The sequence below is a fragment of the Arthrobacter sp. 2YAF22_2 genome, assembly GCF_052114645.1.
Lineage (GTDB): Bacteria > Actinomycetota > Actinomycetes > Actinomycetales > Micrococcaceae > Arthrobacter.
Genome location: NZ_JBFRFD010000066.1, coordinates 1 through 9,927, shown reverse-complemented (window position 1 = coordinate 9,927; position 9,927 = coordinate 1). Strand labels below are relative to the sequence as shown.

Below are 9,927 nucleotides of genomic sequence, written 5' to 3'. Positions count from 1 at the left end.
GGAATACCGCCACCAGCACGGCGGTGGTGGCGATCACCGCGAACGCCACCTGCGCGGTACCCCGCTTGGACGCCACCAGCGGCGGTTCGGCCACGGCCGGCGCCATCCTCGGGCTCGCCGTGCCCGGCGTGGAGGTCGAGGACATCGCCACGACCGCCAAAACCATGCCCGACTTCCCACAACTGTGGGCAGCCATGCTCGGCCAGGGAACCACCGCACAGAAGGACGCCGCAGTTGGCCCGCAGCACTGACTCCTGGGACGAGTCCGACGTCCGCATCAGGCCCAACAAGAAGGGCTCCCGGCCCCGCACCAAGGATCGGCCCAGCCATGACGACGCCGTCACCGGGCGGATCATCACCGTGGACCGCGGCCGCTACACCGCCGTCGTGGGCGAAGGCACCGAAGATGAACGCACGGTCATCGCCGCCCGCGCCCGGGAATTGCGCCGCAATCCGGTGGTCGCCGGGGATTTCGTCTCGCTCGTCGGCGACGTGAGCGGCGAGACCGACTCGCTGGCGCGGCTGGTCAAGATCCAGGACCGCAGGACCCTGCTGCGCCGCAGCGCCGACGACACGGACCCGATCGAACGTGCCGTCGTCGCGAACGCCGACCAGCTCGTCGTCGTCGTGGCCGCGGCGAACCCGGAACCGCGCACCGGCTTCATCGACCGCGCCCTGGTGGCCGCCTACGACGCCGGGATCGAGCCGCTGCTGCTTGTCACCAAGGCGGACGTCAAAGACCCCGCCGAACTCCTCGCCAACTACGAGCACCTCGACTTTCCGGTGATCATATCCAGGACTGCGGATTCGGCCGCGTCCGGCATCGACGCCCGCTCCGACGACGGCCTGTCTGCCCGGCTGGACAAGGCCGCGGTCTCGCAGCTGCGGGCCTGCCTGGACGGCAAGGTCACTGTCATGCTGGGCCACTCCGGCGTCGGCAAGTCCACCATGGTGAACGCGCTGACCGGGGCCGAACGGGCCACCGGCGGCGTCAACGCGGTCACCGGCCGTGGCCGCCACACGTCCTCCTCCGCGCTGGCGCTGAAGGTCAACGACGCACCCGCAGGCAGCTGGATCATCGATACCCCGGGCATCCGTTCCTTCGGGCTGGCCCACGTGGACCCGGACCGGATTCTGCGCTCCTTCCCGGATCTGGCGCCCGGCACCGAGGACTGCGAGCGGGGCTGCAAGCACGACACGGCGGCGGTCAACTGTGGGGTGGACGCGTGGGTGCTGTCCGGCCACGCCGGCCCGTCCGGTCCGGCCCGGCTCGCGTCGCTGCGCCGGCTGCTCGGCACCGATCCGCGGATGGAAGCCCAGGAATCCAAGGAACTCGGAAGCGTCTCCTAACAACACATCGCCACAGTTTCTCCGCGGCGGGCGGCGACGTGGCCTCCCCGTCCGCGGCCGGTTTTGACGGTAGTTTGGAACCATGAGTCAACCCGCTTCGAGCTACAACGATGACCTGCGCCTTGCCCATGTACTGGCAGATTCCGTGGATTCCCAGACCATGAGCCGCTTCAAGGCGCTCGACCTTCGGATCGAGACGAAGCCGGACCTCACCCCGGTGACAGACGCCGACAAGTCCGCCGAGGAGGCCATCCGCGGCCAGCTGTCCCGGTCCCGCCCGCGTGACGCCGTCCTCGGCGAGGAGTTCGGCAGCTCCGGCCACGGCTCGCGCCGCTGGATCATCGACCCGATCGACGGCACCAAGAACTTCGTCCGCGGCGTCCCCGTCTGGGCCACCCTGATCGCCCTCGTTGATGAGGGCGAACCCGTGGTCGGCGTCGTCAGCGCACCGGCGCTGGGCAAGCGCTGGTGGGCTGCCAAGGGCGCCGGCGCGTACATGGGCCGCTCGCTGGCGGCCGCCACCCGGCTGAAGGTCTCCAACGTGTCCCGGCTCGCGGACGCGTCGCTGTCCTACTCGAGCCTGGGCGGCTGGAAGCAGCGCGGGAACCTTGACGAGTTCCTCGGCCTGACCGAGGAAGTCTGGCGCACCCGCGCCTACGGCGATTTCTGGTCCTACTGCCTCGTAGCCGAAGGCGCTGTCGACATCGCCTGCGAGCCCGAACTCAACCTCTACGACATGGCGGCCCTGGTTCCGATCGTGACGGAGGCCGGCGGCCGCTTCACCTCGCTTGAGGGCGAGGATGGCCCCTTTGGCGGCAACGCGCTTGCCACCAACTCGATCCTGCACTCGGAGGTCCTCAAGCGCCTGAACCCGGGACTCGACGACCTGCTTTAAGGGACCGTGCCGCGGGCGGACCGGCGGCCGGATGGCGTAACACACTGCAACACACTGCGGCCATCCTTTTCCGTGCGGCGGCCATGTCCTAGGCTCGACACAGGTCACGAGTGCCAGCGCTAAACCCCGGTTTGCTGGCCGGCAACCCTCCATTCGCGGCGGGGTGCCCCGGGTGACGACCTGGCCGGTCCGGAGCGGACACGGCAAGCGCGGATCCCCTGTCAGCGGGGTCCTTTTCGAGCGAGGTCCCATGACGACTGCCACCATCCCCACCCACCCCGCCGGCCCGGAACTTTCGGAGACACGCTTCGACGCCGGTCGCCGGCCGCTGTCTGCGGTCTCCGGTGCCGAAATCCTGGCTCCGCTGATCCGGGGCGGCGAGGTCCGCTACGCGAACCTGGACTACGGCGCCTCGGCCCCGGCACTCTCCGTGGTTTCCGCCTACCTGAACGAAATCCTGCCGTACTACGCCAGCGTCCACCGGGGCGCCGGGTATGCGTCCCAGCTGAGCACCTCGGTGTACGAAAATGCCCGCAACATCGTCCGCGGCTTTGTCGGCGGCCGTCCGGACGATTCGGTGATCTTCACCCGGAACACGACCGACTCGCTGAACCTGCTGGCCGGCTGCCTGCCTGTCGCCGGCGGCCGGCACACGGGCGAGGTGCTTTACCTGGACATCGAGCACCACGCCAACCTGCTGCCCTGGCAGGGCGTCCCGCACCGCAGCGTCGTGGCGGCCCCCACGCTGGCCCTCACCCTGGCGCAGCTCCGGACGGAACTCGCCCGGGGCGGGGTAAACCTGCTGGCCGTCACCGGCGCCTCCAACGTCACCGGCGAAATCCTGCCGATCCGTGAGCTGGCTGCCCTCGCGCACGAATTCGGCGCCCGGATCGCGGTCGACGCCGCCCAGCTGGCCCCGCACCGCCGCATCAACATCGCCGCGGACGACGTCGACTACCTTGCCTTCTCCGGCCACAAGCTCTACGCCCCGTTCGGCGCCGGTGTACTGGTGGGCCGGCCGGACTGGCTCGACGCCGGCACGCCGCACCTGGCCGGCGGCGGTGCGGTGCGGGACGCCCGGCTGGACAGCGTGAGCTGGACCACCGGGCCGGCCCGCCACGAGGCCGGGTCCCCGAACGTCCTCGGCGCCGCCGCGCTGGCCCGTGCCGGCCAGGTGATCGAGGCACTCGACGAGCAGCAGTGGCACGCCCATGAAGATGCCATCCGCACCTTCCTGGTCGAGGGGCTGGGACAGATCGACGGCGTGAGCGTGCACCACATCTTCGAGGACACCGCCCTGTCGGCGGGCCCGGGGACGATCGGCGTCGTGAACTTCTCGGTCGCCGGTTACGACGCCGGCCTGGTCGCCGCGTATCTGTCCGCGGAACACGGAATCGGCCTGCGCGACGGCCGGTTCTGCGCGCACCCGCTGCTGAAGCGGCTCGGGCTGCCCGCGGGGTCGCTGCGCGCCAGCCTTGGCCTGGGGTCCCGGCTCGATGACGCCCGGCGGCTGCTCGACGGGCTGCAGGAGCTGCGGCGGAACGGCCTCGGCTGGGACTATGTCGTCGACGCCGGCCGCTGGGTGCCGGCCAACGACACCCGCAGCTACCCGCAGTGGGCACCCAACACGCCCGGCACGGCCGGCGCCGCCCCCTGCACCCTCGACTAGTACACCAGGCCGGCACCGGGAGCTGGGGCACCGCCGCCTGCTGCGTGCGGTAAATTCGGTAGGTATCCAGCTTCAGCTGCCGAAGGAGAGCGCACTGGCACGCGGCGGCCCCAAATTGCACCATGACCGGCGGCGCGAGCTCGGCCGGAGCTTCCAGGACGGCGGCGAGCATTACGACCGGGTCCGGCCCGGCTACCCGGAGGACTCGGCCGACTGGCTGGTCCCGGCCGCGGCCCGCGACGCCGTCGATCTGGGGGCCGGCACCGGAAAGTTCACGGCGCTGTTGGTTGAACGGGGGCTGCGCACGGTCGCCGTCGATCCGTCCCTGGACATGCTCGAGCAGCTGCGCCGGGCCCTGCCGGGCGTCACCGCCGTCGAAGGCACCGCCGAACACACTGGCCTGGCCGCGCAGTCGTACGACCTAGTTACCGTGGCGCAGGCCTGGCACTGGTGCGATCCGCTCCTGGCCAGCACCGAAGTGGCGCGGATCCTGCGCCCGCACGGGGTTCTGGGCCTGATCTGGAACCAGCTCGACACCTCAGTCCCCTGGGTCCACCGGCTGTCCCGGATCATGCACGCCGGCGACGTCCACAAACCGCACTTCAAACCCCCGCTCGGCCCCGAATTCACCGGACTGGAGAGCCACCTGACCCGTTGGGAGGAGCCCGTGAGCACGCAGGACATCCTGGAACTGGCCAAGTCCCGCAGCTACTACCTGCGCGCCGGCGAGGACACCCGCGCCAAGGTGCTCGGCAACCTCGACTGGTACCTCCACGTGCACCTAGGGCATGGGGTCGGCGAGATTCTGCCGCTGCCCTACCTGACGCAGACCTGGCGCGCCGCCAAGGCCTGAGTACGCACCGCATTGCGGAGATCATTCAGCCGCGGCTATTATTTCGGTGAGCCTAACTTTCAGGTGTAGGCAGCAGGAACTTCCATCGGAGCCCGCAGTGCTGGACGTCGCCGGACACGAACCCCCGCCCGCAGGGCAGCCGCCTGCCCGCAAGGTCCGGGGCCGACGCCGCGCGCTCGTGGGCCTGCTTGGCCCGGCGTTCGTGGCTGCCATCGCGTACGTGGATCCCGGCAACGTGGCCGCCAACCTCACCGCCGGGGCAAAGTACGGATACCTGCTGGTCTGGGTCCTGGTSGYCGCCAAYGYCATGGCCGTMCTGGTSCARTACCAGTCCGCCAAGCTCGGCATCGTCACCGGCAAGAGCCTTCCGGAGATCCTTGGCGAGCGGCTCAGGCCGGCCTGGCGCCGCGCCTTTTGGGTCCAGGCCGAAATCGTGGCAGCCGCCACCGACCTCGCCGAGGTGGTGGGCGGCGCGGTGGCCCTGTATCTGCTCTTCGGACTGCCGCTCCCCCTCGGAGCGATCATTGTCGGCGGCATGTCGATGGCCTTGCTCGCTGTGCAGGGCCGCAACCAGCAGCGACCCTTTGAGTTCGTCATCATGTTCCTGCTGGGCATCATCACGGTCGGGTTCCTGGCCGGGCTCGTCATCAGGCCGCCCGACCCGGGAGGCGTGCTGTCCGGCCTCGTGCCCGGCTTCCAGGGACCCGATACGGTGCTGTTGGCCGCGAGCATGCTGGGCGCCACCGTGATGCCGCACGCCATCTACGTTCACTCGGCGCTTTCCCGGGACCGGCACCGCCCGAACCCGCACCTGCACGTCCCGCCCCACGCCGTGGCCCGGCTGGTCAAGGCCACCCGCTGGGACGTCATCGTGGCGCTGGCCGTCGCGGGCATCGTCAACATCGGCATGCTGCTGCTGGCCGCGTCGACCCTGGCCGGGGAAGCAGGCACCGCCACCATCGAGGGCGCGCACGCCGCCATCACCGCCAGCCTCGGCCCGGTGGTCGGCGTGGTCTTCGCCGTCGGCCTGCTCGCCTCCGGTCTGGCGTCCACCTCGGTGGGCTGCTACGCCGGCGGCACCATCATGGAGGGCCTGCTCAAGATCAGGATTCCGTTGCTGATGCGCCGGCTGCTCACCCTGATTCCAGCAGTCGTCCTGCTCGGCGTGGGCTTCGACCCCACGATGGGACTGGTCCTCAGCCAGGTGGTCCTTAGCTTCGGGATCCCGTTCGTCCTGGTCCCGCTCGTGGTGCTGACCAGCAGCAAGCCCCTGATGGGACGGTTCGCGGACGGCCTGGCGCTGCGCACCGCCGCAATCGTCAGTGTGATCCTCGTGGTCGTACTGAACGTGGTCCTGCTGTGGCTCACGTTCTCCGGCGCAGCCGGACGGTAGGCTTGGGGCTGTGAAGACCAGTCCGCCCTCCTCCTCGATCGAGGACTACGTCAAGGTCATCTACTCCTTCACGGAGTGGCAGGACAAGCCCATCACCTCCACGCAGCTGGCCCAGCGTCTGGGCGTGGCCAATTCATCCGTCTCCGAAATGGTCCGCAAGCTCAAGGACCAGGGCCTGGTGGACCACAAGCCGTACAGCTCCGTCACCTTGACCGACGACGGCGTCCGGCTGGCGCTCTCGATGGTCCGCCGGCACAGGCTGATCGAGACCTTCCTCGTTCAGGAACTCGGTTACCGCTGGGACGAGGTCCATGACGAGGCCGAACTCCTTGAACACGCCGTCTCTGAGACCTTCATCGAGCGGATGGCGGCGAAGCTGGGGAACCCGGTCCGGGACCCGCACGGCGATCCGATTCCCGCCGCGGACGGCTCGGTGCTGATGCCGCCGGCCTACCGGATGAGTGAACTCGACGACGGCCACACCGGCCGGATCACCCGGATCAGCGACGAAAATCCGGAGTTGCTGCGCTACCTCGCCGCCGAACGGATCGACCTGGACGCCGAAGTCGAGGTGAGGGGCCGCAAACCGTTCGGCGGCCCGCTGATCGTCCGCGTCGGCAACCGCCGGGAACTGCGCGACGTTGACCTCGCCGACGAGGTTGCCGCCGCGCTCTGGGTGCACAGCGACGTCCCCCACCCCGGCTGCCGTGTCACGGGGCACTGAATGAGAACACCGCCTGGGCTAAGCCCCGCCGCGGTGTCCGGCGTTCCGGGCTGGCGGGCGTGGGCGGCAGTGGCCGTGGGCGGCCTGGTCGGCACGGAGCTGCGGTACGGCGCGGGTCTGGCCTTCCCTGAATCGGCAGGGACCGTGCCGTGGACCACGCTGGCGATCAACGTGGCCGGCAGCTTCGTGCTGGCCGCCCTGACCACCTTCTGGATCGCCCGGCCGGGGACTGCTTTCTGGCTCCGGGCCGGCCTCGGGCCCGGGCTGCTCGGCTCCTTCACCACGTTTTCGGCGCTGGCCCTCTCGCTGGACCAGCAGATCCGGGACGGCTTCCACGCCGTCTGGCTCGCCTATCTGGCGCTGTCGCTGGTAATGGGACTCGGCGCGGCGGCAGCCGGCTGGAAGTCAGGCAAGACCCTGGCCGGCGCACTGGCCGGCGTTCGAGGCGGCGCGCGGTGATCACGGCGCTGCTGGTAGGGATTTTCGGGGTGGCCGGCGCATTGCTGCGGTTTGCGGTGGATTCCTGGTTCGCACACCGGCACGGTCCGCATCCGCACTGGCCCTGGGCCACCCTGACCGTCAATGTCACGGGCTCTTTCATCATCGGCTTGTCCCTTGGGATCACACCGCAYCTCGGCGCCGGGCCGGAATGGCAAGCCGCCGTCGCGAGCGGCCTGGCCGGTGGCCTGACCACCTTCAGCTCCTGGACCACGGCCACCGTGAGGCTCATCGGCGAAGCGAGATATCGTGCCGCGGCGCTCAACCTGGGCGTCAACCTGGCGGCGGGCCTCGCCGCCGCTGCCTTCGGCGTCGTCCTGGTCGGGTAAGCCGGCCGATCCGGCGTGACCGGCCGGTCAGGGGGCTGCGGGGTCCGCTCCCCCGGCTCCGGTTCGCCCGGTTTCCCGGGGCGGGTTGCGGATCCCGACGGCCGACGCGACGGCGCCGGCGATGAACAGCGCGGCGGTGACTGCCGCGGTGGCGTGCAGGCCCGACGTCGTGATCACCGGTCCGGTGATGAGCCCGGCGAAGGCGATGGTCACGAGCCCCGCGATGCGGGAGACGGCGTTGTTCACGGCCGACCCGATCCCCGCCTCTTCCGGATGCACGGCGCCCAGGATCGCCGCGGTCAGCGGCGCCACGGTCACGGCTAATCCGACGCCGAAGACCACCAGCCCGGGGAACACCTGGGCGAAGTATTGCAGCGGCAGACCGATGCCCAACAGCATGAGGAAGCCCGCCGCGCACAGCAGCGGCCCYGCCGTCATGAACCAGCGCGGACCGAAGCGGCCGGACAGGGCGCCGGCCCGTGCGGACAGCAGGAGCAGGATCAGGGTCGAAGGCAGCAGGGCGAAGCCCGCGGCGGTCGCACCCAGATGGGCGACCTGCTGCAGGAAGAGGCCCAGGACGAAGAAGCCGAGGTTCAGCGCCCCGTAGATGACCGCGGTGGCGATGTTGCCCCAGCCGAAGTTGCGGATGGCGAAGAGCCGCAGCGGCATCATCGGCGCCGGGGTGCGCCGCTCATGCAGCAGGAAACCGGCCAGGCCGGCCACGCCGAAGACCAGCGGCAGCCAGACCTGGGGTGAGCCCCAGCCAAGCGCGCCGCGCTCGATGAACGCGTACACGATCCCGCCCAGGCCGATGATCGCCAGGATCGTGCCGGTGACGTCGATGGTGCTGCCGGGTGCGCGTTCCAGGTCCTGGGTGCGCAGCCGGCGGAGCGCCGGCCACACCGCTACGGCCGGAACGATGTTGAGGAAGAAGATCAGCCGCCAGGTGAAGACGTCCACGGAGATACCGCCGAGGAGCGGGGCTGCGATGATGGCTCCGGAAGTCCACGCGGACCACTTGCCGATCGCCGCGGACTGGGCCGGGCCGCTGAACACCGTGACGATCAGGGCCAGCGAACTGGGTACCAACAGGGCGCCGGCTACCCCCTGCAGGCCGCGCGCCACAATGAGCGACTCGCCGCTCCAGGCGAGGCCGCAGAGCACGGAGGTGGCGGTGAAGCCGGCGAGGCCCCATTGCAGGATCCGTACCCGGCCGAACTGGTCGGAGAGGGAGCCGGCCACGAGGATCAACGCCCCGAGGGTCAGCAGGTAAGCGTCCACCACCCATTGCTGGACCACCAAGCCGCCGCCGAGTTCACGCCCAATGGCCGGGAGAGCAAGGTTGACCACCGAGCCGTCCAGGAAGGCGATAAAGGACGCAACGATGGCCACGTACAGCACGCGCTTCTCGAGGCCGGTTAAGGCCGCGGCGGGGGTGCGGGGCATGGCTGTTGCCTTCCTCAGTGCCGACCCGGCAGTCCGCCTGGCCCGCTGCCTGTTTTTTCCTGGAGGCTGTCCGTCTGGTTGTCTGCCTGGCGGGGGCGCCGGGTTTGGAATGAGCCTAGCACCGGCTCTGACCGGTCCGGCGGCGGCCGGGCCCGCGCCGGGGATCCCGTAAAATTGAATGATGGTTACGAGACGTGAAGCTGCCCAGGCCCTTGATATTCCGCTGGAAATGGCCCACCGTCACGGTATTCCATCCCGCTTGTCCGACGCCGAACTTGGCGAACTGCTGGACACTCCGCCGGTCTGGCTCCTCCAGTCCAGGGCCAACCGGACCGGCAAACGACCGGTCTGGGTCCAGCTGACCTGCGCCGTGTGCGGATTCTCCGAAATGGCGAGGCCGAAGAAGTGGTGGCCGGAATTCACCCATGTCTGCTGCGCCCACCACGCCCCGTACGAGCTGCCAACCCCCGGCGCGGGGCTGGTCCGGAGTGAATATGAGGGTGTGGGGAGCCGCTTCGTCGGCATCGTGGACGTCGCGGTACCCGAGGCGTAGCCTTAAAAGCACGGGCTCATCCCGGGCCCCCACCTTTTAGGGAGCGCGCCATGCCTGACAAGTCGCCGCACCGGCATCTGACCAAGAAGCCGATCAAAACCATCAAGGAAAAACGGGCCGATAAAAAGGCTAAACACATCGTGGATGAGCACACCGACCCGGTGGCCCACATCAAGAAGCGCTGACGGCCCCGCGGGACGCCGTGCCGGCGGGGCGG

The 9,927-nt window shown here is 69.6% G+C and carries 11 protein-coding genes, 1 pseudogene and 1 riboswitch; of the genes and pseudogenes, 11 read left to right on the top strand and 1 reads right to left on the bottom strand.

The genetic code is table 11. The features are described 5' to 3' along the window. The 9 genes and pseudogenes from AB4Y86_RS04605 to AB4Y86_RS04565 all read left to right on the top strand — a co-directional run. A pseudogene (locus AB4Y86_RS04605) lies at positions 1 to 251 on the top strand (hypothetical protein); the annotation flags it as partial. Next, positions 235 to 1,350, top strand: coding sequence for a ribosome small subunit-dependent GTPase A (rsgA, locus tag AB4Y86_RS04600; protein WP_441400499.1), 1,116 nt, complete (start codon positions 235 to 237; stop codon positions 1,348 to 1,350). The pseudogene AB4Y86_RS04605 and the gene rsgA, both read left to right, overlap by 17 nt. Positions 1,351 to 1,432: 82 nt before the next feature. Beyond that, entirely contained in the window at positions 1,433 to 2,245 is an 813-nt protein-coding gene (gene hisN / locus AB4Y86_RS04595; protein ID WP_441400497.1) for a histidinol-phosphatase, read from the top strand. Positions 2,246 to 2,347: 102 nt separating this feature from the next. Next, a riboswitch (SAM riboswitch) is annotated at positions 2,348 to 2,461 on the top strand. A gap of 34 nt (positions 2,462 to 2,495) precedes the next feature. After that, positions 2,496 to 3,914 carry an aminotransferase class V-fold PLP-dependent enzyme gene (locus tag AB4Y86_RS04590; RefSeq protein ID WP_441400495.1) on the top strand — a complete coding sequence of 473 codons (1,419 nt, stop codon included), beginning with the start codon at positions 2,496 to 2,498 and terminating at the stop codon, positions 3,912 to 3,914. Between the two features lie 94 nt (positions 3,915 to 4,008). Then, complete coding sequence (locus tag AB4Y86_RS04585) at positions 4,009 to 4,767, top strand: class I SAM-dependent methyltransferase (protein ID WP_441400503.1); 759 nt, start codon at positions 4,009 to 4,011, stop codon at positions 4,765 to 4,767. A gap of 97 nt (positions 4,768 to 4,864) precedes the next feature. After that, complete coding sequence (locus tag AB4Y86_RS04580; RefSeq protein WP_441400493.1) at positions 4,865 to 6,160, top strand: Nramp family divalent metal transporter; 1,296 nt, start codon at positions 4,865 to 4,867, stop codon at positions 6,158 to 6,160. Positions 6,161 to 6,170: 10 nt separating this feature from the next. After that, the gene (locus AB4Y86_RS04575; protein ID WP_441400491.1) at positions 6,171 to 6,884 is read left to right on the top strand and encodes a metal-dependent transcriptional regulator; all 714 of its coding nucleotides are present in this window, start codon (positions 6,171 to 6,173) and stop codon (positions 6,882 to 6,884) included. Next, on the top strand, positions 6,885 to 7,343 hold the full coding sequence (locus AB4Y86_RS04570) for a fluoride efflux transporter FluC (RefSeq protein ID WP_441400489.1): 459 nt from the start codon (positions 6,885 to 6,887) through the stop codon (positions 7,341 to 7,343). Next, on the top strand, positions 7,340 to 7,711 hold the full coding sequence (locus tag AB4Y86_RS04565) for a fluoride efflux transporter FluC (protein WP_441400487.1): 372 nt from the start codon (positions 7,340 to 7,342) through the stop codon (positions 7,709 to 7,711). The genes AB4Y86_RS04570 and AB4Y86_RS04565 overlap by 4 nt, the downstream gene beginning before the upstream one ends. 27 nt (positions 7,712 to 7,738) lie before the next feature. On the opposite strand, the gene AB4Y86_RS04560 is transcribed toward AB4Y86_RS04565, so the two are convergent. Beyond that, the gene (locus tag AB4Y86_RS04560; protein WP_441400485.1) at positions 7,739 to 9,157 is read right to left on the bottom strand and encodes an MFS transporter; all 1,419 of its coding nucleotides are present in this window, start codon (positions 9,155 to 9,157) and stop codon (positions 7,739 to 7,741) included. Positions 9,158 to 9,338: 181 nt separating this feature from the next. Between AB4Y86_RS04560 and AB4Y86_RS04555 the strand changes: the two genes are divergently transcribed. Continuing rightward, the gene (locus AB4Y86_RS04555) at positions 9,339 to 9,710 is read left to right on the top strand and encodes a hypothetical protein (RefSeq protein WP_441400501.1); all 372 of its coding nucleotides are present in this window, start codon (positions 9,339 to 9,341) and stop codon (positions 9,708 to 9,710) included. A 50-nt stretch (positions 9,711 to 9,760) separates the two neighbouring features. Beyond that, on the top strand, positions 9,761 to 9,895 hold the full coding sequence (locus AB4Y86_RS04550) for a hypothetical protein (protein WP_441400484.1): 135 nt from the start codon (positions 9,761 to 9,763) through the stop codon (positions 9,893 to 9,895). Positions 9,896 to 9,927 lie beyond the last annotated feature (32 nt).